The organism is Bacillus cereus group sp. MS39 (genome assembly GCF_040448665.1).
GTDB lineage: Bacteria > Bacillota > Bacilli > Bacillales > Bacillaceae_G > Bacillus_A > Bacillus_A wiedmannii.
The window spans coordinates 4358342-4380977 of sequence record NZ_CP123058.1 but is presented as its reverse complement, the minus strand read 5'-3'; the positions used below and the strand labels follow the sequence as shown (position 1 = coordinate 4380977).

Below are 22636 nucleotides of genomic sequence, written 5' to 3'. Positions count from 1 at the left end.
TTGAAACGTAGATTATTAATCTATAAACCCTGCTGATTAATAATAGGAGGAAAAAATATGAAATACATGGCGTATGTAGAAAAAACCAATAAGTTAATCGAAGAGGAGGTTACAATAAATATTAACGGTGTAGTGTTTACGGGATTCTCCACTGTTTGTCCATATAAAATTGAAGAAGGAAAAAATTATCCTGTTATTCTCGACATTACAGTTTTTGATAGTATTGAAATAAATGAAGGAATAGATGGAGTGAAAAATTTAAAGAGAATTGATAATTCTTTCGAATATCGTATTAGTGGAATATTAAATCGTGGGTTTATTGATGCAGGGACTATTATTACAGACGAAGATGAAATATTCCCGGAACACAGTGAATACTTTAACAAGCATGTTGAAATTGAAGTTGATAGAATCAACATTGAATTTTTAAAAGAAGACTAGTCATTTTCAACAACTTCAAACTAGAAATCAGGAAATCATTTTTCTCAGACAACTTCAAACATGAAATTCAATATAAATAAAGGGGCCCTTATTTATGGCAATATGTTTATTAATGACTAAAGAATTTGAGGATGAAGAGATAGTTGTTTATCAATACTATCCTTCTGAATCACCCGCTAAAATAGGTAAGATGCACTATAATAAAAAGGAACGAATGTTTTATGACCTAGAGCAAGCTCCAGTGGATTCATTAAATATGAGAGAACATTATTTTAATTGTGCGTGTACTAGGATTGTGCGATGTCTTAGAAAGAACGAGGAATTTCCAGATAGCATGGCATATCAAGCATAATTAAACGAACATAAAAAAAGCCGCCCAATAGGACCATAGCCATCAAGTTTAAAAAAATGAGTCCGATGCCTTTTGGCATTGGACTCATTTTTTTACAATAGGGAGTAGAAGAGTGCCGTTTTGGACATACTCAAATAAGACTCTCTGGATTTCGTATTTTTTATACGGCTTTGTGAAGTCTTTTCGTACATTCTTGAGTGATACTAAGGATATCGAACGGTGTACGACACTTATACCTTCGTGCTTTTCGTCCGTTTTTGACAAGATCCTGGAAGAGCCTGGTTAGCACTGATACAGGATGTTGAAAGGTTGTGAAAAGCACGTCGTGTATACTAGAGAAGTAAATTTTGACGATATATGTACACTTATACTCACTAACCTCTTTTTGTTTTTTCTCCCATATAAGCCTTCTCATTCGATATGTAATGCTAGCTACCAAACACAAACCAATTAATTGCCCATATAAATGACATTGAAATCGTTCCAGTTTCACAGGTTTCACTTCATGAATTTTAAAAATAGACTTCCATGTTTTAAATATAATTTCAATTTGCCACCGTAAAGAATACAGTTCATACACTTCATTGTGTGGAAGGTGTTTACTAGATACGTTCGTAATAAGAAGGTTGATACGACTTGCATATTTCGGCATCTTCTTTTTCGCTTTCTTGTGATGTTCCAAACGTTTCGCCCACTCAGTTTGTGTTAGACGATATATGACAAGGCGTGTTTTATGTTTTTGGTGAAGCCCTATATAGATTTCCGGTAATTCTAGTATTTGTCCTTCAGGTAGGTCTTTCGTCAATTTTTCTAAATCGAGAAGATTCCATTTTCCACCTTTCTCTTTTTGATAGACTTGTGTATTCCAGCGAATACGTGACACATAAAATGCTTTTCGATCCGCAATTTTTTCTAAATCATAAATAGAAAAATAGCCAAGATCACGAAAAGAAAGTTCCCCTGGCTCTAATGTTTGCGTACGTTCCTGTCCATAACGGCAATCGCTACTTGTTCCATCTCTTACAGCTGTTTCTAAAAATTCTCCAGAAATCAGTTCATACTCTAATTGAATTTTCACGCCAGCTTCTGAACCTCCTTTTTTCGTTCTATGGACCTATGCATTTTTTCATACATTCCTATTCTGGCGCGGTTTTAGATTTCTCGTTTGTTTTTGGATCAACCAAAAAACTGTATTAAATCTTGTTTGATCTTAGGGGTCACTATATATGAACACTACGTATTTGACTTTCTCAACGACCAACATTACTTAACGTGGTAAAATAATATTCAATGTTATTAAAATTAAAGTGGTTATCAAGTCGGAGGAAGGCACTTTAGGGTGTCCTTTCTTTTTTAAATATATAAGCGCACCATCCTTTTCCTAATAGAGATCCTCTCATGCCTCCTTACAGGGGGAATGATAAGGCATTTTTTATTTACCCAATTACCGAGCTCTCACATGTTTTAAATAGTTACAATACTTGTATTGCTTCAATAACATAGGATCATTCTTAAGAATGTCATTGAAATGTATCAATAGATTCTAGTGTAGCAAAATAAATTGTGCTATGATGTGAGCAAATATAAAACTAGCTAACGGAGGGATTCACATGCCGCATGTTGTGTTTCGTGGAATTACTACTGAACAATTAAAACACATAAGCAAGCCATTAGTAGAAGAGCTCGCAGAGATTTGTGAGTGTGGTACGGATAATTTTACGTTGGAACTACCAAGTTCTACGTTTGTATTCAATGGAGAAGAAATAGAAGCGTTTCCTCTTATTGAAGTGAAATGGTTCGAGCGTGGACAGGAAATTCGTGATCGATTTGCCAAGGCCATTACTACATATGTAATGGATTTTGGGCTTCCAGAAGTAGAGGTTGTATTTACGGTTTTCACAGAATCAGCGTATTATATTAACGGGAAGCATTGTGCAAGTTAGAGCTATTTGAAAGATTTTTGTAACATTTATAAGGGGTAGAACCACATCGCTATTAAGCTAACTAGACAAAATACCCCCTAAAAAGAAAAAGGCGTTATTCTTTCTGAGAAATCATAGTAAAGGATAACGCCTTTATATCAATATGGGGTACAGCCGAGATACGTGTAAAAATAGGTCATAGACTTCCTTTTTTCCAACTTTGACCTATTGAGTTTATAAAGGGATTGCTTCTTCTATTGGTTGGGGGATTTTCTGTAAATCAATTACATAATCCCCAAAGCGTTTTATATGCATAGTCATATAAGGACTTAGCCTTTCTAAATCTTGGCGTGAAAAGCGATAACCTTCTTTTTTAGTTGCCATAAAATTATAGTGATATCTACTACATTTTGAAAAATTACAGAATTGGTGATTAAATCATTGTATTTAATACGTTTTTCTTGTTCGATTGGATCGTTTTCCGTAATAATACCATCGCGGCCAAAAAACAACCATCATGATATAGAGGCAAATATAAAGAACATGTTAATCAAAACATGTTCTTATTTAATATAATCGATTCACTTTTTTATAAAAAGTTTGGTTATTTTATTGAAGCTTACTCCACAAACGCACCCGTTTGTTAACTTTTTACCGTTTGAAAGCCATACTTTTTATATTGCTTCATTTATTGGAAAAACCGAAAGTTTTAAACTCTCTCTATTACATATTTATTTTTGGAAAAATAGCCTAACTCCAAATACTAATAATACTGTGCCAGTAATACCCTCTATTGTACGGTTCACCTTTTCTTTTCTTAAAAAAGTTCTTAATTGACGTATTAGAGAGATATAAAGTAAATACCATATTGCTGTCAAAGTCGTAAATGTGAATCCCAACAAAAGAAATTGGAAGAAATGACTTTGATTACTCACAATAAATTGGGGTAGAAAACTAAGGAAAAATACAGCCGTTTTTGGGTTTAAGATTGCCGTGGTAAATCCTTGTCTAAAACTTTTAACCGTTCCAATATCCTTAGAGTTTATTTCCACTGAACCTGACATATCTTCTTTTTTAGAAAAGGCACTTTTAATTGACTTTACAGCTAAATAAATTAAATAAAATGCCCCAGCATATTTTATTAATGTAAATAGCATAGCAAATTTCATTAAGATAGCAGAGAGTCCTAGTGTAGCCATTATTGTATGAATCATCATTCCAGATACCGTTCCTAAGACGGTCTTTATCCCACCATTTCTACCATGAGAGATAGTGTTTTTTGTAACTAAAGCAAAACCGGGACCAGGCATCATTATAATAAGGAGTGCTGTAAGGATAAATAGCAAGTAATTTTCCATGTTCTGGTATTTCCTTTCTGATTTTTAGTTTCGCTTATAGTATAGCTTTTTTCCTTAAAACATTAAATATAAAAAGTGTGATCAGGATAGTATCAGAAACTTTCAAGGTGTTGTAATTGAATTATAGAGGGCTTCACTTGAATAACGTTCTTCTGTAAATGAGCGTTTTAATGGAATGCCAATTACATGAATAATCAGATTTTTGTATGAAAGGATAACTCAATTAAATAAATTAAGAGTGTTTTTTAATTGCTTTTTCTCGGAATACTCTTAATTTTCTTTCGTTTATCGAGGGTATTAGTATCAACTTGACCAAACATTATCCAAAAACTACATTTAAGATTTACGAAAGCATATTCGACTAATCATTCATTAAATTTCTTATCAATCACCAAAAATTAATTATCATAAGGAAGAGGTACGTGACCTTTTATTTAAGAAATTACTTATTCTTGAAAAAATGAATTAACTCCCCATAAATAATTGTAAAGATATAAAATTCTATAATTCCCTCGGAACAAAAAATTATCTTTTATAGCAACGAAGTTCATTTTTATCGTTTTGGGGTAGTGTATTCTTGTTAGCTTGATGGGCATGGGGAGCTATAAGTCTTTAGTTTGATAGTGACGCTATCCAGAAATTAATGATTTTACACCCTAAATGTTATTTAACAAAAAAATATCTCGAATTTGAGATGAATTACTTGCTTTTTTATCACTTGATATGTAAAGTGATAGTAACGAAAGCGATTGAGTCATATGAAAAACATACACTCACTTGCTTTCGATTAAAAAACGAAGTAACTTATTCAGTAAAAACTAAGATGAATTTACAAAAATATAATGAGAATAAATTGAAAAGCTAAGAAGCATATTATTTTTTAATTATCACTTGACTAGTAAAATGAAGCGGAGGAATTATCAATGTATGAAATTAAAGGGCATCATCACATTTCAATGGTCACGAAAAATGCAAATGAAAATAATCACTTTTATAAAAATGTACTTGGTTTACGTCGTGTGAAAATGACAGTAAACCAAGATGATCCGTCAATGTATCACTTATTTTACGGAGATAAAACCGGAAGTCCAGGTACGGAGCTATCGTTTTTCGAAATTCCTTTAGTAGGAAAAACATACCGTGGTACGAATGCGATTACTCGAATTGGGTTACTTGTTCCTTCAGAGGATAGCTTGCATTACTGGAAAGCACGATTTGAGGAATTTGATGTGAAACATAGTGAAATGACAACATATGCAAATCGTCCTGCTTTGCAATTTGAGGATGCTGAAGGTCTTCGCCTCGTACTACTCGTTTCAAACGGAGAAAAAGTAGAGCACTGGGAAACTTGGGAGAAATCAGAAGTTCCTGCAAAGCATCAAATCCAAGGAATGGGTTCTGTGGAAATGACAGTTCGTAGACTTGATAAAATGGCGAGTACACTTACAGAGATGTTTGGTTATACAGAGTTTAGCCGAAATGACGAAGAAGCGATTTTTCAGTCCATTAAAGGAGAAGCTTTTGGAGAAATCGTTGTGAAATATTTAGATGGTCCTACTGAAAAGCCGGGCCGCGGTAGCATTCACCACCTAGCAATTCGTGTGAAAAATGATGCAGAGCTTGCTTATTGGGAAGAACAGGTGATACAAAGGGGCTTCCAGTCTTCAGGAATCATCGACCGTTTCTATTTTAAAAGCTTATATTTCCGCGAATCAAACGGAATCCTATTTGAAATTGCGACAGATGGACCAGGATTTACAGTTGATGGAGATGTGGAACATTTAGGAGAAAAACTGGATTTACCACCGTTTCTAGAAGAACAGCGTGCAGAAATTGAAGCGAATTTAGCACCTATTGAAGAGAAGTAATAGTAGAGAAAATATAAAACTTAAAACCACTGGAGGAATATAAAATGAACCAATTAAAAGGAATTCACCACGTTACAGCGATTACAAGTAGTGCAGAAAAGAACTATGAATTTTTCACTCATGTTTTAGGAATGCGTTTAGTTAAAAAAACAGTAAACCAGGATGATATTCAAACGTATCATTTATTCTTTGCAGATGATAAAGGTAGTGCAGGAACAGATATGACATTCTTTGACTTCCCAGGTATTCCAAAAGGAGTACACGGTACAAATGAAATTTCAAAAACTTCATTCCGTGTTCCAACTGATGCAGCATTAGAGTATTGGGTAAAACGCTTTGACCGTCTTGAAGTGGAGCATACAGGCATTAAAGAGCAATTTGGTAAGAAAACTCTTTCTTTCGTTGATTTCGATGATCAACACTATCAATTAATATCTGATGAATTAGATAAAGGGATCGAATCAGGTACACCGTGGCAAAACGGGCCAGTTCCATTAGAATATGCAATTACTGGTTTAGGACCTGTATTTATTCGAATCGCGAACTTTAGTTTCTTTAAAGAAGTGTTAGAAAAAGTTCTATTATTTAAAGAGGTTGCGCAAGAAGGAGAATTCTATTTATTTGAAGTAAACGAAGGTGGAAATGGTGCTTCTGTCATTGTAGAACATAATACAGTTCTTCCAGAAGCAAGACAAGGTTTTGGTACAGTGCACCATGCTGCATTCCGCGTAGAAAATCGCGCTGTATTAGAAGAGTGGATTGAGAGAATCGGTAGCGTTGGACTTCCTTCATCTGGCTATGTAGACCGTCACTTCTTCGAGTCATTATACGCAAGAGTTGCACCACAAATTTTATTTGAATTTGCAACAGACGGCCCAGGATTTATGGGAGATGAGCCATACGAAACACTTGGCGAAAAGTTATCATTACCTCCATTCCTAGAGCCAAAACGTGAAGAAATCGAAAAATTAGTTCGTCCAATCGATACAGTGAGAAGTACAAAGGAATTTATTAAAGAGTAAAAGTAGAGGTAATAAGTAGGAGAGCAAGTATTTTTGGCTGATAGCTAAAAATACTTGTTTTTTTATTTTCGCTTTATAAGTATATTGAATAAAATAATTGACTTACTTTTTATATGTAACTATAATAGTTACAAAGTAATCTTTAACAATGGCAGTGAGTAATATTTTTTTAGTATAATTGTAACTGTTATAGTTACAATTAAAAATAATCATAAAATAACCAAAAAATGTAAAAACTTTAAATAGCAACAAGAGAAAGGAGACGGGAATGTTGAAACGGTTTAAGTTTTATTTCATTAGCGGTATTGTGCTTGTTTTACTTATCGTATGTAACTTCGTTGATAAGCCGATTGCGAAGGTTGGAGAAGTGAAGGATACTGTTATGATGAAGCTGCATACGAAAGAGAGTATGGCACAAATTGATGGACAGACGATTTATTTTAAGCAAATTGGTGAGGGGAAGCCGCCTTTACTTATGCTTCACGGATTTGGTGGTTCTTCAGATGGGTTTAGTGATATTTATCCGGAACTTGCACGAGACCATACGATTATTGCGGTTGATATTTTAGGATTTGGACGTTCTTCTAAGCCAGTTGATTTTCAGTATTCGTTTCCTGCGCAAGTGAATTTATATTATAAGTTAATGAAGAAACTCGGATACGATCAATTCGCAGTACTTGGTCATTCGATGGGCGGAGAGATGTCTCTCAATTTAGCGTATTTATATCCGGATGCAGTAACGCATCTCGTTTTAGCGGATTCTACAGGGATCGAGTCTTTCCAGCAAAAAGAAAGCTATGAAGTGCCGCCGCTATCAACGGACTTACAAACTGTAACAGAGATTACAGATTATAATAAAAATGCAGTGAAAAATAGTCGCGATGATAAAGAGCATTATGATCAACTGACGAAAATGAGAGAGCGCCGCATTGCGATGGAAGCCGATAAAATTAAGGTGCCGACTTTAATTATATGGGGACGACACGATAAGAGCGTTTCTTGGAAAAATGGTGAACTGTATCACGAGCTATTTGCGAATAGTACGTTCCATATCATTGAAAAAGGATACCATGCACCGTTTCGCCAGGAACCAATAGAGTTTATGGAATATGTACAAGCGTTCTTCGCGAAGAATCCACAATAAATTTTAAGCATAAATCCACTTCTTTCCTCATACAGTGAAACTAATAAGGCTTGTCTAAGGAAAGGAATGAAGTACAGTGGAAACTTTACCATGGTGGGTGTATCTTGTAATCGTCGGGATCGTATTAAGTGGCTACATGGTTTTATATACTTCAAAAAAAGAGCAAGATATGGATAATGAGTTTATCGAAAAAGAAGGCGAAGTGTATATGAAGCGTTTAGAAGAAGAGCGAGAGAAACGGAATCAGGATACTGATAAGGATTCGGTATTGCTTTAATAGAAATTTTGAAAGGCTACCAACTAGTAGAACTTTACATCTAGCTGGTAGCCTTTTTTTGCTGGAGGAGCAGTATATGTTCATCAAGCAAAGCTTATACAAGTTGAATTTTACATGTATACAATATTCATCATGAACTTTTATTGATGGCATTTATATATTTTTTTACTCATAAGAATGGAACTAGCGCATTATTTACTGGGGGGATTAACAATGCATAGGGATGAAACAACATTACATCCTGATACAGGTGTTACATCTGTAATGTTTGTTGAGCGTTCATTAAATGAAATTCGTTTTTGGTCTAGAATCATGAAGGAGCATTCTTTTTTTCTTCGCTTAGGGTTTAGATGTGAGGATACTCAACTAATCGAAGAGGCTAATCAATTTTATCGATTGTTTGAACATATCGAACAAATTGCACATTCCTATACAAATGAAACAGATCCTGAGCAAATAAAAAGATTTAATTCAGAAGTACAACAAGCCGCAACTAATATTTGGGGATTTAAACGAAAAATTTTAGGATTAATTCTCACATGTAAATTGCCAGGACAAAATAACTTTCCATTGTTAGTTGACCATACGAGTAGGGAAGCTGATTATTTTAGAAAACGTTTAATACAATTAAATGAAGGTAAATTAGATGCTCTTCCTGATGCTATTATTAAAGAAAATGTTTTCTTTTTAAGGATTATGGCAGACCATGCTAAATTTATTGGTCATCTTCTTGATCCATCGGAAAGAAAGCTTGTAGACACAGCGCGGAATTTTAGCAATGATTTTGATGAATTGATGTATCAAGCAATTGACTTAGAATCTATGAAACCACAATCTCAAACAGTCCCACTTTTAGATCAATTTTTAGATCAAAATCGTGTGTCGGTTGCATCTCTTCGGGATTTTAAGAAAACAGCACGTGATTTAATTGAGCAATGTAAAATAAAGAGTATCATTCATCCATTATTAGCAGACCATGTTTTCCGTGAAGCTGATAGATTTCTTGAAATAATTGATATGTTTGATACTCATCTTACAAATATTCAATCACAACCTAGATATTAGAAGATAAGGAAAGATAATATTTTACTTTCAGCTGAGAAGTTAACAATTTATTGTTAGCTTCTTTTCTTTGTGAATAAAATTTCTTTTCGTTTAGTAAATTTCCCTGTGAAGACTTCATAAATCCCTTTGACCAAATATGTAATTCTCTATAAAATGATATATATGGAAAGATTATGAATATACAGGAAGTCTATGGATAGTAGATTCTAATAAATTATTCGGGGGGAATTTATTAGTTAAGTATATTAACTTGTTTGCACTGAATTTTACAAATAAAGGGGTATTAGTAATCATGAAAGCAAAGAAATTAGTAAGTTTAGCGTTACCAGTTATGTTATTGAGTGGTTGTATTACAATTGAAACTGATAGTAAGAAAGCCGAACCAAAGAAAGAAGAAACGCAAAAGGTAGAGAAAGAGAGTAAGGCTGCTGAAAAAGAGAGTAAGTCAACTGATAGCAAGAAAGAGGATAGCTTATCTGTAGCGAAAGGTGAAGATACAAACAGTAGTTCATCAAGTAGTCAACAAAGTTCTTCTTCAAATAATTCTACTTCTTCTAATTCTTCAACTGGTAAGGTAACTGGTTCAGATGTTGAAAGATACAAGGCAGATATTATAAACAGTGCCACTCAAATTGAAGATACAATGAAATTAATTGAAGGAATAGCAGATTCAGACGTAAAATCATACAAACAAAAGAAAAGTGAAGTACAACTGAGTTTAGGTGGAGCAAAGGCAACTACAACGAAACTGAAGAATCTACAAGCGCCTCCTGAATTACAGGGAGAACAAGCGAAGATAAAGCAATCGATGGAACTGTATGCGGATTGTTTTCAACTTCTTTTTGATGCATTAGACCAAGAAGACGAGAGTAAAATGCATCAATCATTAAGTAAAGCACAAGAAGGCTCAAAACTGTTTGAAGAAGCAGCGAAGAGTATCGGCAGCAAAACTAACTAAGAATAAATGACTTAAAGGGGTATGAGGTATGAAAGTGAAAAAACTAATAGCTGCTGCAGTTCCAGTTGCCATATTATTAAGTGGTTGTGTTACAGTAAAAGATTCGGCAAATAAAGAAGAAAAGACAGAAGAAACGAGTAAATCTAAGGCTGCTGAAACGAAAGAAAAATCAACTAATTCGAAAGAAGAAAATAAAGATGTTCAAAAGGTTCGAGTTTTAGATGAAGATTATGCACAATATTTATTAGATATTGAACAGGATATGTTAAGACGATTTGATTACTATGACGCTTCTGTAAGAGATTTGAGAAATGGAAGTAAATCAAAAGCTGAGGTATTAGATAGTATTAAAGACATCTATAAAGTATTTGATAAGATAGAGAAGATTTACGCACCGCAAAAACATAAAGAAGACCAAAAAGAGATTGAAAGAGCGACAGGTAAACTAAGAGAAACATTCGGTGAAATAGAGAAGTTATTCAACGATAAAGGCTTCAGCTTAGAGACCGATAAGGAAATCTTAAATAAAGCAAATACAAAACTAGAAGAAGCAAAACGTATTTGGAAACCAACATTCGATAAGTTAAGATCCGAAATAAAAGGTGATACAGCCACAGAAAAATCTACTAGTACAACAAGTAGTTCTACACAGGCAAACCCAACTACTGATAGTCAGGCTCAAACAGATAAAAGCCAAGCTAAAACGGGGGTATTTGTAGGTACAGTTGGTACAAGTGAAGAGTTAGGAATTAATTATGGAAACATGGAGAAAAACATCAAAGATGGTACTGAGATTATTGGTAATTGGGGTATTGATTACGGTAGTGGCATAAAAACTACGTTAGTATTAAAAGGTGATAAAACATTTGAGTCCTATGCGAACGGTTCTTATCCGAATAAAGATAACTACTTAACAGGGACATATGCGGTAGATGTTCCGTCATTCCAGTTATCCTTAAAAGTAACAAAAGCATTTAAAGACGGTCAAGAAGTAAAGTTAACAAATGATAGTATGATGTATAAATTACAAAACTATGATGGAAATACATTACAAATTTATCATATGGATGATAATGTTCGTATTCGTTATGCAAAACAATAAATAGTTGGCAAAAAACTCTGTAAGAAATTTTACAGGGTTTTTTGTTCGTTCTAATTGTATTTCTTCGTTAATTTCCCTGGCACTATCCATATTAGTATAAGTTGAGAAATGAACAAAACGATTTTCTTTTTGGAGAATGATAAGGAGGGTAATCAGAATAGTGATAAAGATTCGGTTTTATTATAATTAGGGGAGAGTGGATAACGTATTGTTATCCACTTTTTTATTTCCTAAAATATATCAACGATTTTTCAATATATCGACTTACCGACACAAAGCGACAATGTTAAGAAGCACGATTATTGTTCGGGAAATTATTATAGGAGCATAGCATATGAAATATACACACTACATAGCGCCATTACAACCTGTAACGTAAAAGTTGCACAGCTAACGCAACGACAACTCGCTTTACTCTTCATCAGTTATTTGACCATACTGGACGTAGAGAGGTGATAAACACAGTATGATTTTTAGTGAACGCTTAAAACAAGAAAGAGAAAAACGAAATTGGTCGCAAAATGATTTGGCTGAAAAGATTCATGTAAGTAGGCAGTCTGTTTCGAAATGGGAGACGGGAAAGAACTATCCGAGCATTGAAATTATTATTCATTTAAGCGATCTGTTCGGTATTACGATTGATGAACTACTAAGGAGCGATGAAGAGTTGACGCAAAAAGTAATTAACGATAGCAAACAGTTAGCATATCCAAAATGGAAGGTGTTTTTCGATAGTTTATTTATGATGGGCGTATTTTTGTTTATTGCAAAAATCGCTGTATGGATGTTAAATAAGTTTGCAGGAGCGAGCATTACACTTGTAGCGGATGCACCGTATGTAATGAATTTTTTACCCCTCATATTAATGGTTATAGGTGGCACGGCTTCTGATAAGTTGAAGAAAATATATAGATAATGAAAGAAATCCCTGACACTAGCTGTTCTTTTCACTTAAATTGTGTACTATAAAGGATAGGATGACATAAAGAAGGGGACATTTAGAATGGAATTTCATGAACAGAAGATTTTGCCGGCAGTGAGGCAAATTAAAGATTTGGAGAAGCTATTACATAGTTCGTATGAGTATATTGTTATTTTAGATATTCATGTTGGTCAATTGAAGAGTGTTGTGTCACTTGCGAAGCAGCATGGGAAAAAGGTGTTTTTACATGTTGATTTGATCCATGGATTACAAAGTGATGGGCATGCGACGGAGTTTTTATGCCAAGAATATAAACCGTACGGGTTATTGTCAACAAAGGCGAGCGTAATTATGAAGGCGAAGCAAAAGGGTGTCGTCTCAATTCAGCGCATCTTTTTAATTGATTCTAGCGCGATGGAAAAGAGCTGTAATTTGCTAGAAAAGACGAAGCCGGATTATATAGAGGTGCTTCCTGGAGCGTTAACGGATGTGATTGCTGAAGTGAAAGAGCGTACAGGTGTACCGATTTTAGCAGGTGGCTTCATTCGTACTGTAGAAGATGTTGAAAGAGCTTTAAATGCTGGTGCGACAGCGATTACGACATCGAAGAAAGAACTATGGAAACATTACCAAAAAAAGTGACGAAAATGTGAAAAAATTCTGTTGACACCGCTTTCATGAAAGGTTAACATTATAGATAAGTTAATAAACGTGACGGAGAAAAGAAGAGATCCACATTTCATTGTTTCTATATAAATTTATATAGAAGCGTGCAAAGCTGTGGGTCTTTTTCTTTTGACAAAAACGAATGGCCATTCATTTTACCTCTATCACATTTGGAAGCGTTTAAATTGATTGTGGAGGGATACTATGTCAGCATTTTTAGGAGAGTTAGTAGGGACTGCGTTGTTAATCTTACTTGGTGGCGGCGTTTGCGCTGGTGTAAGTTTAAAGAAATCGTTTGCGAAAGATTCTGGTTGGATTGTTATTACAATGGGCTGGGGCTTAGCAGTTGCTATGGCAGCGTATGCAGTTGGATCAATTAGTGGGGCACATTTGAATCCGGCTTTAACGATAGGATTAGCATTTAAGGGAGCGTTCCCATGGAGTGACGTACCAGGTTATATCGCAGCACAAATGATTGGGGCAATTATCGGGGCAGTTCTTGTATATTTACATTACTTACCACACTGGAAAGAAACAGAAGATCCAGGAACAAAATTAGGTGTATTTGCAACAGGTCCAGCAATTCCGAACACATTTGCAAACCTTTTAAGTGAAATGATTGGAACATTCGTTTTAGTATTTGGTATATTAGCAATTGGAGCAAATAAATTTGCAGATGGTTTAAATCCATTTATCGTAGGTTTCTTAATTGTAAGTATTGGTTTATCATTAGGTGGAACGACAGGATACGCGATCAACCCGGCTCGTGATTTAGGTCCGCGTATCGCACACTTCTTCCTTCCGATTGCAGGAAAAGGCGGTTCAAATTGGAAGTATGCATGGATTCCAGTAGTTGGTCCAATTTTAGGTGGATCACTTGCAGGATTATTCCATCAAGTTGTATTTGAAGGAAAACAAAATGCAGCACTTATTTATGTGATTATTGCAACTGTGATTGTACTAGCAATCTCTTATATGACAAGTAAAAAAAGTGAAAGCAATACAAATAGTAGAAAAGTAGCATAGGGGGAAACCGATATGAAAAAATATATTCTTTCTTTAGACCAAGGAACAACTAGCTCACGCGCAATTCTGTTCAATAAAAAAGGTGAAATTGTTCATTCAGCTCAAAAAGAGTTTACACAACATTTTCCAAAGCCAGGTTGGGTAGAGCATAATGCACAAGAAATTTGGGGATCTATTTTAGCAGTTATCGCAACTTGCTTAAGCGAAGCTGATGTAAAACCAGAACAAATCGCTGGTATCGGTATTACGAACCAACGTGAAACAGCGGTTGTGTGGGATAAAACGACTGGAAAACCAATTTACAACGCAATCGTATGGCAATCTCGTCAAACAGTTGAAATTTGTGATGAGCTAAAAGAAAAAGGTTATAGCGAAATGGTTCGCGAAAAAACAGGTCTTTTAATTGACGCATACTTCTCTGGTACGAAAGTAAAATGGATTTTAGATAACGTTGAAGGTGCAAGAGAAAAAGCAGAAAACGGCGATCTATTATTCGGAACGATTGATACGTGGCTTGTATGGAAATTGTCTGGCGGTAAAGCGCACGTAACGGATTACTCAAATGCATCACGTACATTAATGTTTAATATTCACGACTTACAGTGGGATGATGAGCTTCTAGACATGTTAACAGTACCAAAGAGCATGCTTCCAGAAGTACGTCCATCATCTGAAATATATGGAGAAACAATTGATTATCACTTCTTCGGTCAAAATATACCGATTGCAGGTGTAGCTGGTGACCAACAAGCAGCATTATTTGGACAAGCTTGTTTCGGTGAAGGTATGGCGAAGAACACGTACGGAACTGGTTGCTTCATGTTAATGAACACAGGTGAAAAAGCAGTAGCTTCTGAGCACGGCCTATTAACAACAATTGCATGGGGTATAGATGGTAAAGTAAACTACGCATTAGAAGGAAGTATTTTCGTAGCAGGTTCTGCAATTCAGTGGTTACGTGACGGAATGCGCATGTTTAAAGATGCAAGTGAGAGTGAGGTATATGCTTCTCGCGTTGAATCAACTGACGGTGTATATGTTGTACCAGCATTCGTAGGTTTAGGTACACCGTACTGGGATAGTGAAGTACGCGGCGCTATGTTTGGTGTAACGCGCGGTACGACGAAAGAGCATTTCATTCGTGCAACACTAGAATCTTTAGCGTACCAAACGAAAGATGTACTATGCGCAATGGAAGCAGATTCAGGTATTGAACTGAAAACATTACGCGTTGATGGCGGAGCAGTTAAAAATAACTTCTTAATGAAGTTCCAAAGTGATATTTTAGACGTTCCTGTAGAGCGTCCGGTGATCAATGAAACGACAGCTTTAGGTGCAGCGTACTTAGCTGGTCTTGCGGTTGGGTATTGGAAAAACCAAGATGAAATTAAAGAACAGTGGCATATGGACAAACGCTTTGAACCAACGATGGAAGCGGAAACAAGCGAAGAGTTATATGCTGGATGGAAAAAAGCAATTGAAGCAACAAAAGCTTTCAAATAATCATAAACAGTGTTATAATGGTGACAAGTTAATAATTCGGTAGGAGATTTGGAGAGACCACAACACGCTATAGAGGCGAAATCTATAGCGGAGTTCGTGGTCTCTTTTTTCGTTATCAAAGGGAGGAATTACCATGAAATTTTCAAGTAAACAACGTAAAGACGTATTAAACGGAGTAAATAAACAAGAGTTAGATGTGATCGTAATTGGTGGAGGTATTACTGGTTCTGGTATTGCATTAGATGGGGCAACACGCGGGTTATCAACAATTGTGTTTGAAATGCAGGACTTTGCAGCAGGTACATCAAGTCGTTCAACGAAGCTTGTACACGGTGGTCTACGTTATTTAAAACAACTTGAAGTGAAAATGGTAGCAGAGGTGGGGAAAGAGCGTGCGATCGTATATGAGAACGGTCCCCATGTAACAACACCAGAGTGGATGTTACTTCCGTTCCATACAGGCGGTACGTTCGGATCATTCAGTACATCAATTGGTCTTCGTGTATACGACTTCTTAGCAGGTGTAAAACGAAGCGAGCGCAGAAAGATGTTTAACCGTGAAGAAACATTAAACAAAGAGCCTCTTGTGAAAAAAGAAGGATTAAAAGGTGGCGGTTACTACGTAGAATATCGTACAGACGATGCGCGTCTTACAATTGAAGTAATGAAAGAAGCAATTGAGCATGGTGCGAAAGCTGTTAACTACGCAAAAGTAGACAGTTTCTTATATAAAGATGGGAAAGTATGCGGTGTACGTGTAATCGATTTACTAGACGGAGAAGTGTACGAAGTTTACGGTAAGAAAATTGTAAACGCAGCTGGTCCTTGGGTAGATACACTTCGTGAAAAAGATAACTCGAAAAAAGGGAAAGTACTTCAATTATCAAAAGGTGTTCACTTAGTCATTGACCAAAAACGTTTCCCATTAGGGCAAGCGATTTACTTTGATACACCAGATAAACGTATGGTGTTCGCGATTCCTCGCGGAGGAAAAACATACGTAGGTACAACAGATACGTTCTATGATAAAGATGCAGCTGTACCACACATGACAACAGAAGATCGCACATACATCATTAACGCGATTAACTACATGTTCCCAAGTGTGAAAATTACAGAAAAAGATGTGGAGTCAAGCTGGGCTGGTGTACGTCCGTTAATTTACGAAGAAGGTAAAAACGCATCTGAAATTTCTCGTAAAGATGAAATTTGGACTTCTGAATCTGGTTTAATTACAATCGCAGGTGGTAAATTAACAGGATACCGCAAAATGGCTGAAATGGTAGTAGACTACGTAACGAACTTACTACAAAAAGAAGGTCATAGTGCATATCCGAAGAGCGACACGAAACATATGCCAATCTCTGGTGGACATGTAGATGGTTCACACGGATTCCCAGCATTCGTTGCGAAAAAAGCAGGCGAAGGTACGAAACACGGTTTAACGACAGCACAAGCAGAAGAATTCGCGAAATTCTACGGCTCTAACGTTGACGTACTGTTCGACTTAGCGAAAAAACATAAAGACGAAGCGAAAGAATACAACATGCCGCTTGACGTTCTAATCCCACTTGTATACGCAATGGATTACGAAATGACAGCAAAACCAGTTGACTTCTTCGTACGCCGTAGAGGCGCTGTATTCTTCAACATCCACTGGGTATATGAGTGGAAAGAAGCAGTAATTAACTACATGGCTGCGAAACTAGGCTGGAGCAAAGAAGAGCAAATGAAATACACAGCTGAATTAGAAAAAGCATTAACAGACGCTGTCATTCCTGTAGATCAACAAGAACAGGCAGCTGCATTAGCATAAAATAGAGAAACACCTGGAGGGAAGCCCTTCAGGTGTTTTTCATCTTGACTAAAAATAAATAAAATGTGTTACAATGATGATAGAGTATTTAGTATGAATTTTGCATAAAATAAAGAAGACAGAAGCCTGAGAAACTTCTGCCTTGTGTAACCTAACTTGCTATTGTGGTGGTAGTAGGTGCGGTTATAAGACAATTACATTAACGTTTTAGCCGAGAACCGCCCTTACCTTTTCCACGAAGCAGGGTGGTTCTCGCTTTTTTGTATACAGAAATTAGCCATGGACCGACGTATCTTCTACCGATGACAACGCCAGCTCCGGTTAGGATACCATACACTAATTTAATTACAAACATCGCGATCATATTATCACCTCCCCCTTTTTTCAAAATGGAAGAGATGATTACCACACCTACTAGTTATAGCTTATTAAGTTACGTATTAATTGTATTATGTTTTAAAATAGGGAACAAGACATATGGATGAAAAGCCCTAGTTTTAAATGGTTGGTTATTGTGTAAAGTGTGGTTTGTCATATACAACTTGTTTGTGAGGTGCCTACAAGCTAAGGTTTTCATTTGAGTTACGTTTCTTTTCTTTAATTTCATTAAGTTGTTCCATCAAGAATGTAGCATCAGATTTTGTTAATTCAACTTTCGGAATGCCATTTTCAAAAATGATTAAAAAGTAACTTATAATTCTCCTTACAATTTGTTCCTTGTTAAATAAACAAACATAATTAAAAAAATAGGGATACTGATAACAACGTTCAAATGAAATACACAGCAGAACTAGAAAAAGCAGCTGTGTTATGTATAGAACTTCAAATACTATACTTGTATTTTATAACCCAAAAACCTAATATTTAGTTTATAAAGATAAATTTAATGAAAAAATAAGATACCAATATGAGGTGTATCATGAAAAAATTAATTACCTATGACCCTGAAATCCAGATGGCATATCTGTATGTAATTCCATTTACTTCAGAAATTGAGATTGAATCGACTGAAGAATTGGAAGAAAATCCGAAATTGAATTTAGATATAGATCAATTTGATCGTATAGTTGGGATTGAGTTTTTTGGAGAAAATGCAAGTAAATTAAAAGGATTAACAAATAGGAGTAAAATATATAAAAAGGAAACTTCAAATGATAATAACTACATATACTCATTTCGAGTTTCTCAGGAAAATCATTTGCAAAAAGTGTTATTTCATAATATCGTATTTTATTTTTCGGATAAAAAGTATGAAGAATTTATCGGTTTTGATATTATGAAGCCCTCTTTGTATGGCCATGAGATATTAGATTCTTTAAGTGAGTATTAGGAAGAAGGAGGACTCGGTGAAATGAGTTCTCTTTTTCATTTAGCGGTGAGGGGAATATTGACTATAGAAAACGAAGGCAAAATCCTTATTGCAAAATGAAAGAGCGCCTTGTGAGGAAGACGCTTTTTAGGTGAATGTAGTGTAATGACTATTCGGTTTATTATATGTAATTTGCTGAGGGAATGATTTCGCAAAAAATATTATTTTAAAAAGGGAGTTGTAATTGATGAAATCGAGAGTTCCTAAGGTTGCTATTCATTAGGTATTTTTTCAATCGTAGCATCATTTGCAATTGGAGGTGTAGATTTAGTCGTTGCGCCGAAAGATATAACGAGTTTATCCCCCAATTGATAATTCCTATTTTTTTCGATAGGAAGTTTTAATAGTTTATTTGGAATAAATTTCATTGCTTCCACCTCGGAGTAGGAAAGTGCTTCCTTTTTTGTAGGGGTATCTGCAACGAGTATGTATACAGTGTCAATTGAAATAACATATCCTGTGAAAGTCTCCGTTTTTAGAGAAGCAGTACTAGTTTGGTTGGGAGAATCTAGTGCTACTGTGCATCCGCAAGCTAATGTTAGGGTGGTTAGTAAAGTTATGATTTTTTTCTTTGGCATTATTAGTTTTGGCCTCCGTATAGTATATGTTTTGTATTATGATATTCGAATGTATAGATAAATGAAATTATACCATGAGAAAGTGGATTTAAGTTAGAGATATAGTATAAGTACGATTAAAAATATTATTTGGAAGTGAAAATGAGCTTGAACTTTAGATGGAGATGGAGTAGTACTTATAAATAAGTGGCTGCCTCCTATGCAGAGTTTAAAGGGCTACATGGATTTTATGAAATCAAGAGTACTTGAAATAAAGGTTAAACAAAACGGTACGGACATTGCCATCTGTATTTTTTTATAAATTTATAAAACTTTTCCATACAGTACGTCGTCTAATATATGGGAAGGAGGAAATGCTGTGGATGAATTAACGATAGAAGCGTTTGAAATAGAAGATAAGGAACTCCTTATTGATGAAATTATGAACAAGTATGGACAAGAAGTCCTGCAGCTTGTGTATTCATATGTGAACAATAAAGAGGTTGCGAAGGATGTAACGCAAGATATATTTGTGAAATGTTATAAATCTCTTCATACATACAAAGGGAAGTCGAATGTGAAAACATGGTTATGGAGAATTGCGATTAATCAATGTAAGGACTATATAAAAAGTTGGTATAACAAAAAGGTGATCGTGACAGAGGATGAATCTGCTTATATGGGGGTTCAAAATGATAGTGTCGAACAAACTGTCATTCAAAATGCGGAGGACCGTGAGCTCGCTTCTGCGGTAATGAATTTACCGATAAAATACCGAGAAGTCATTTATCTATTTTATTATGAAGAATTATCAATTAAAGAGATTGCTACGGTAATAGAAGTGAAGGAAAACACGATAAAAACGAGACTGAAAAAAGCGAAGGAACTATTGAAGAAAGGATTGGAGGAATAATCAAATGGAAGATCGATTAAAAGGCTTGCGAAAATCAATGGAGAACACAACGTTTCAACACTTGAGTTTTTCTGATCAGCATCGAAAGCGGGTGCGCGAAAAAATCAATGCGTCAAACGAAAAAGAAGAGGACATTTCTTTAGCGATTTTACAACTCCTCAGTAATGAAAAAACAGGATACGAATTGTCACAGCTACTACGAGGGAGAGGGATTCGGAAATTCGAAGGAAATGAAGGGTTTTTATATACCGTATTACATCGTCTAGAACAGAATCGTTTTATCCAATCAAGCTGGGATCACGCGGGAGCTAAATATTATCAATTAAATGATAAAGGAAGAAAGATGCTGCGAAAGGCAGAAAAAAATGCTACGAAGGCACAATTTATATTAAAAGGCTTAGTACAGGAGTGAGGCGAAATTGAATAAAAAAGGGGAACGTTTTGTAAGCGAAGTTACGAATCATATTAAATCAAAAGAAGCAAAGGGCTTTGTAGCAACTGAACTAGATTTTCACTTAAAACAGGCAAAGAACACATGGGTAGAAAAAGGATTAAGTGAGGAAATTGCTGAAAATAAAGCTGTAGAACAAATGGGAAGTCCGATTAAACTAGGGCAAGAACTTAATAAACTGCATAAGCCAAAGGTGGATTGGTTTTTACTTATTTTATTAGTGGCTGCTATGGGGTTAGGGTTTTTGCCAATAATCGCTCTTGGGCATACAAACGATTTACTAATGAACAAATTAATTTCTGTTATTCTCGGCATTGCAACAGCTGTTGGGATCATGCTACTTGATTATCGGAAGTTAGAGAGGCTCGGGTGGCTGTTTTATACAATCGGTGTACTTATCTTGTTAATGATAAAATGTTTTCCGACTGGTTACGTGATTGGGGAAGCAATAATAAAAATTGGCCCCATCAAAATTGACTGTTTAATGACGATACCATTCTTCTTTCTAGCTTGGGCTTCTTTTTTCAATAATAGTAGGTTAAAGTTTATGCATCTTCTTATGTTGTACGTATTTTCTTTATATCTATTTTCAACTATATCAATTCTTTTACCAATTTTCATCTATATTACGATGGTATTCGTTATGCTTTGGTGGAGTAAGCTAGGAAAGAAAACGGCATGGCTTATTACAATATTACCAGTTTTACCCTTTATTATTAGGGATCTATTTTCTTGGTCTGCCGTAAAAGAATACCGGATAGCTAGAATTTTAGGATTTATAAACCCAGCGCATGATCAATGGGATTTACGTTTACAAGAGGCGATGTCTTCAGCAGGCTGGTTTGGTACATATGGAAATATAAAGTCTATCCCTGCTGCCCATACTGATTTTGTATTCGCGAGTTTGACTTACTATTATGGATATGTGCTTGCGCTAGTTCTTGTCCTGATTCTTTCTCTTTTTGCAGTAAGAATAATGAACATAGCTTATAAAATAAATGATGGTTATGGTAAATTGCTTCTCGTTGGCGGAGTGACTCTTTTTGTAGTTCATTTCATTTATAACGTTGGCATGATTTTAGGATTATTACCGCGTACTTCTATATCATTACCTTTTATTAGCTACGGATTGATACCAACTTTATTTCATGCATTTATAATGGGGATTGTGCTGAGTGTATATCGACGTAAAGATATGCCGTTTAGAATGAGAAAAACACCTTGATGCTAAAAGAATTCATTATTATGATCAAGTACAAACGTAAATAGATAGTAGGAGAGGGTTATCATAAATAACCCTCTTTTCGTGTTTAAATAAGTACACTCTCTTTAATAGAAATACATAATTCAGAACGAGATATCGATTCAGTTAGTTGTTGTAAATAAGCGTATTCTTCCACATTTTTTTCGGAAGTGCTAGGATCTAATAAAGGTGAAGATAGAAGTACATCAATTGTAAGTATGTCTGCATCATGAGAAGTGATGTGATAACCTGCAAATACTGGGCGTTTTAAGTCTTTTACTTTTTGAATCATCTTATGGAATTTCGTAACACTTATATGGATTGTGGCTAATGGAAAGCATTTTTCGGTAGGATTGTCGATAGTCTTTCTAATTTTATAATCGTATACGTAATAGTACTTTTCTTGTTCTTCTAGTTTTTGTAACTCTTTCGTTAATAGATGATATGTATCTGTAATACCAGTTGTGAGTGCATTGTGTTCTGCGCCAACTAATAATGTGAAAGGTCTTGGTGATGAGATTGCGAGAGGGCGGACGTTTAGGTCGGTAAAAGTAGGATTAGATTGTAAAATGGTATGTAATTTTTCGGTAGGAAATACGCCGTCATAAATAGCAATAAAATAATGGTTCATCTTGTCACTCCTTAGCTTTTTCTAAACTGA

At 35.3% G+C, this 22636-nt stretch carries 23 protein-coding genes and 2 pseudogenes; 19 read left to right on the top strand and 6 right to left on the bottom strand.

Annotation, left to right across the window (positions count from 1 at the left end):
- Positions 1-57 precede the first annotated feature (57 nt).
- A complete protein-coding gene (locus QEP67_RS22655) occupies positions 58-441 on the top strand; it encodes a hypothetical protein (RefSeq protein ID WP_353706436.1) in 384 nt (127 codons plus the stop codon).
- Between the two features lie 94 nt (positions 442-535).
- A complete protein-coding gene (locus tag QEP67_RS22650; protein WP_000952060.1) occupies positions 536-793 on the top strand; it encodes a hypothetical protein in 258 nt (85 codons plus the stop codon).
- Between the two features lie 160 nt (positions 794-953).
- Here QEP67_RS22650 and QEP67_RS22645 read toward each other — a convergent pair.
- Positions 954-1889, bottom strand: a pseudogene (locus QEP67_RS22645) (IS4 family transposase); the annotation flags it as partial.
- A 514-nt stretch (positions 1890-2403) separates the two neighbouring features.
- Here QEP67_RS22645 and QEP67_RS22640 point away from each other — a divergent pair.
- Positions 2404-2736, top strand: coding sequence for a DUF1904 family protein (locus tag QEP67_RS22640; protein ID WP_001120954.1), 333 nt, complete (start codon positions 2404-2406; stop codon positions 2734-2736).
- 213 nt (positions 2737-2949) lie between these two features.
- Here the strand turns inward: QEP67_RS22640 and QEP67_RS22635 are convergent.
- Positions 2950-3230: pseudogene (locus QEP67_RS22635) on the bottom strand (Tn3 family transposase); the annotation flags it as partial.
- A 216-nt stretch (positions 3231-3446) separates the two neighbouring features.
- Entirely contained in the window at positions 3447-4073 is a 627-nt protein-coding gene (locus tag QEP67_RS22630; RefSeq protein WP_000432978.1) for a LysE family translocator, read from the bottom strand.
- Between the two features lie 923 nt (positions 4074-4996).
- Here QEP67_RS22630 and QEP67_RS22625 point away from each other — a divergent pair.
- From QEP67_RS22625 to glpD, 12 genes are all read left to right on the top strand, one after another.
- Positions 4997-5941 (top strand): ring-cleaving dioxygenase, encoded by a 945-nt coding sequence (locus tag QEP67_RS22625; RefSeq protein WP_353706435.1) that lies wholly within the window; start codon positions 4997-4999, stop codon positions 5939-5941.
- A 44-nt stretch (positions 5942-5985) separates the two neighbouring features.
- On the top strand, positions 5986-6963 hold the full coding sequence (locus QEP67_RS22620; RefSeq protein WP_016089023.1) for a ring-cleaving dioxygenase: 978 nt from the start codon (positions 5986-5988) through the stop codon (positions 6961-6963).
- Positions 6964-7234: 271 nt separating this feature from the next.
- Positions 7235-8107: an alpha/beta hydrolase gene (locus tag QEP67_RS22615; protein ID WP_064449017.1), complete on the top strand. Its 873-nt coding sequence runs from the start codon at positions 7235-7237 to the stop codon at positions 8105-8107.
- 76 nt (positions 8108-8183) lie between these two features.
- Positions 8184-8384: a sporulation YhaL family protein gene (locus QEP67_RS22610; protein ID WP_000449224.1), complete on the top strand. Its 201-nt coding sequence runs from the start codon at positions 8184-8186 to the stop codon at positions 8382-8384.
- A gap of 213 nt (positions 8385-8597) precedes the next feature.
- Complete coding sequence (locus QEP67_RS22605) at positions 8598-9449, top strand: DUF2935 domain-containing protein (RefSeq protein WP_064448980.1); 852 nt, start codon at positions 8598-8600, stop codon at positions 9447-9449.
- 292 nt (positions 9450-9741) lie between these two features.
- The gene (locus QEP67_RS22600; protein WP_064056318.1) at positions 9742-10407 is read left to right on the top strand and encodes a hypothetical protein; all 666 of its coding nucleotides are present in this window, start codon (positions 9742-9744) and stop codon (positions 10405-10407) included.
- Between the two features lie 28 nt (positions 10408-10435).
- On the top strand, positions 10436-11509 hold the full coding sequence (locus QEP67_RS22595) for a DUF3994 domain-containing protein (RefSeq protein WP_064056317.1): 1074 nt from the start codon (positions 10436-10438) through the stop codon (positions 11507-11509).
- 466 nt (positions 11510-11975) lie between these two features.
- Complete coding sequence (locus tag QEP67_RS22590) at positions 11976-12425, top strand: helix-turn-helix transcriptional regulator (RefSeq protein WP_000577673.1); 450 nt, start codon at positions 11976-11978, stop codon at positions 12423-12425.
- Positions 12426-12512: 87 nt separating this feature from the next.
- A complete protein-coding gene (glpP, locus tag QEP67_RS22585) occupies positions 12513-13073 on the top strand; it encodes a glycerol uptake operon antiterminator GlpP (RefSeq protein WP_000394290.1) in 561 nt (186 codons plus the stop codon).
- 228 nt (positions 13074-13301) lie between these two features.
- Positions 13302-14123 (top strand): glycerol uptake facilitator protein GlpF, encoded by an 822-nt coding sequence (gene glpF, locus QEP67_RS22580; protein WP_001272204.1) that lies wholly within the window; start codon positions 13302-13304, stop codon positions 14121-14123.
- A 12-nt stretch (positions 14124-14135) separates the two neighbouring features.
- A complete protein-coding gene (gene glpK / locus QEP67_RS22575) occupies positions 14136-15626 on the top strand; it encodes a glycerol kinase GlpK (RefSeq protein WP_000759998.1) in 1491 nt (496 codons plus the stop codon).
- 133 nt (positions 15627-15759) lie between these two features.
- Positions 15760-17442 carry an aerobic glycerol-3-phosphate dehydrogenase gene (glpD, locus tag QEP67_RS22570; protein ID WP_000672821.1) on the top strand — a complete coding sequence of 561 codons (1683 nt, stop codon included), beginning with the start codon at positions 15760-15762 and terminating at the stop codon, positions 17440-17442.
- Positions 17443-17641: 199 nt separating this feature from the next.
- Here the strand turns inward: glpD and QEP67_RS22565 are convergent, their stop codons facing one another.
- On the bottom strand, positions 17642-17806 hold the full coding sequence (locus QEP67_RS22565) for a hypothetical protein (RefSeq protein WP_000561154.1): 165 nt from the start codon (positions 17804-17806) through the stop codon (positions 17642-17644).
- Between the two features lie 555 nt (positions 17807-18361).
- On the opposite strand from QEP67_RS22565, the gene QEP67_RS22560 reads away from it, so the two are divergent.
- Positions 18362-18772 (top strand): DUF2283 domain-containing protein, encoded by a 411-nt coding sequence (locus QEP67_RS22560; RefSeq protein ID WP_000734000.1) that lies wholly within the window; start codon positions 18362-18364, stop codon positions 18770-18772.
- A gap of 251 nt (positions 18773-19023) precedes the next feature.
- Here the strand turns inward: QEP67_RS22560 and QEP67_RS22555 are convergent, their stop codons facing one another.
- Positions 19024-19389 (bottom strand): DUF3221 domain-containing protein, encoded by a 366-nt coding sequence (locus QEP67_RS22555; protein WP_001124850.1) that lies wholly within the window; start codon positions 19387-19389, stop codon positions 19024-19026.
- 358 nt (positions 19390-19747) lie between these two features.
- On the opposite strand from QEP67_RS22555, the gene QEP67_RS22550 reads away from it, so the two are divergent.
- Genes QEP67_RS22550 through QEP67_RS22540 form a run of 3 tightly spaced genes read left to right on the top strand, consistent with a single transcriptional unit; the run spans position 19748 to position 21957 of the window.
- Positions 19748-20281, top strand: coding sequence for a sigma-70 family RNA polymerase sigma factor (locus QEP67_RS22550; RefSeq protein WP_000344014.1), 534 nt, complete (start codon positions 19748-19750; stop codon positions 20279-20281).
- A gap of 4 nt (positions 20282-20285) precedes the next feature.
- Positions 20286-20693 (top strand): PadR family transcriptional regulator, encoded by a 408-nt coding sequence (locus QEP67_RS22545; RefSeq protein ID WP_000390181.1) that lies wholly within the window; start codon positions 20286-20288, stop codon positions 20691-20693.
- 7 nt (positions 20694-20700) lie between these two features.
- Positions 20701-21957 (top strand): FtsW/RodA/SpoVE family cell cycle protein, encoded by a 1257-nt coding sequence (locus QEP67_RS22540; protein ID WP_001034642.1) that lies wholly within the window; start codon positions 20701-20703, stop codon positions 21955-21957.
- Between the two features lie 85 nt (positions 21958-22042).
- Here the strand turns inward: QEP67_RS22540 and QEP67_RS22535 are convergent, their stop codons facing one another.
- Entirely contained in the window at positions 22043-22606 is a 564-nt protein-coding gene (locus QEP67_RS22535; protein WP_001017112.1) for a hypothetical protein, read from the bottom strand.
- Between the last annotated feature and the right edge of the window lie 30 nt (positions 22607-22636).

Excerpts from the sequence above, each read along its gene's own strand:
- QEP67_RS22640 (WP_001120954.1), top strand. The coding sequence starts at position 2,404 with ATGCCGCATGTTGTGTTTCGTGGAATTACTACTGAACAATTAAAACAC.
- QEP67_RS22650 (WP_000952060.1), top strand. The coding sequence starts at position 536 with ATGGCAATATGTTTATTAATGACTAAAGAATTTGAGGATGAAGAGATA.
- QEP67_RS22600 (WP_064056318.1), top strand. The coding sequence starts at position 9,742 with ATGAAAGCAAAGAAATTAGTAAGTTTAGCGTTACCAGTTATGTTATTG.
- glpK (WP_000759998.1), top strand. The coding sequence starts at position 14,136 with ATGAAAAAATATATTCTTTCTTTAGACCAAGGAACAACTAGCTCACGC.
- QEP67_RS22605 (WP_064448980.1), top strand. The coding sequence starts at position 8,598 with ATGCATAGGGATGAAACAACATTACATCCTGATACAGGTGTTACATCT.
- QEP67_RS22620 (WP_016089023.1), top strand. The coding sequence starts at position 5,986 with ATGAACCAATTAAAAGGAATTCACCACGTTACAGCGATTACAAGTAGT.
- QEP67_RS22590 (WP_000577673.1), top strand. The coding sequence starts at position 11,976 with ATGATTTTTAGTGAACGCTTAAAACAAGAAAGAGAAAAACGAAATTGG.
- QEP67_RS22535 (WP_001017112.1), bottom strand. The coding sequence starts at position 22,606 with ATGAACCATTATTTTATTGCTATTTATGACGGCGTATTTCCTACCGAA.
- glpD (WP_000672821.1), top strand. The coding sequence starts at position 15,760 with ATGAAATTTTCAAGTAAACAACGTAAAGACGTATTAAACGGAGTAAAT.
- QEP67_RS22560 (WP_000734000.1), top strand. The coding sequence starts at position 18,362 with ATGAAAAAATTAATTACCTATGACCCTGAAATCCAGATGGCATATCTG.
- QEP67_RS22545 (WP_000390181.1), top strand. The coding sequence starts at position 20,286 with ATGGAAGATCGATTAAAAGGCTTGCGAAAATCAATGGAGAACACAACG.
- QEP67_RS22555 (WP_001124850.1), bottom strand. The coding sequence starts at position 19,389 with ATGCCAAAGAAAAAAATCATAACTTTACTAACCACCCTAACATTAGCT.
- glpF (WP_001272204.1), top strand. The coding sequence starts at position 13,302 with ATGTCAGCATTTTTAGGAGAGTTAGTAGGGACTGCGTTGTTAATCTTA.
- glpP (WP_000394290.1), top strand. The coding sequence starts at position 12,513 with ATGGAATTTCATGAACAGAAGATTTTGCCGGCAGTGAGGCAAATTAAA.
- QEP67_RS22565 (WP_000561154.1), bottom strand. The coding sequence starts at position 17,806 with ATGATCGCGATGTTTGTAATTAAATTAGTGTATGGTATCCTAACCGGA.
- QEP67_RS22630 (WP_000432978.1), bottom strand. The coding sequence starts at position 4,073 with ATGGAAAATTACTTGCTATTTATCCTTACAGCACTCCTTATTATAATG.
- QEP67_RS22625 (WP_353706435.1), top strand. The coding sequence starts at position 4,997 with ATGTATGAAATTAAAGGGCATCATCACATTTCAATGGTCACGAAAAAT.
- QEP67_RS22595 (WP_064056317.1), top strand. The coding sequence starts at position 10,436 with ATGAAAGTGAAAAAACTAATAGCTGCTGCAGTTCCAGTTGCCATATTA.
- QEP67_RS22655 (WP_353706436.1), top strand. The coding sequence starts at position 58 with ATGAAATACATGGCGTATGTAGAAAAAACCAATAAGTTAATCGAAGAG.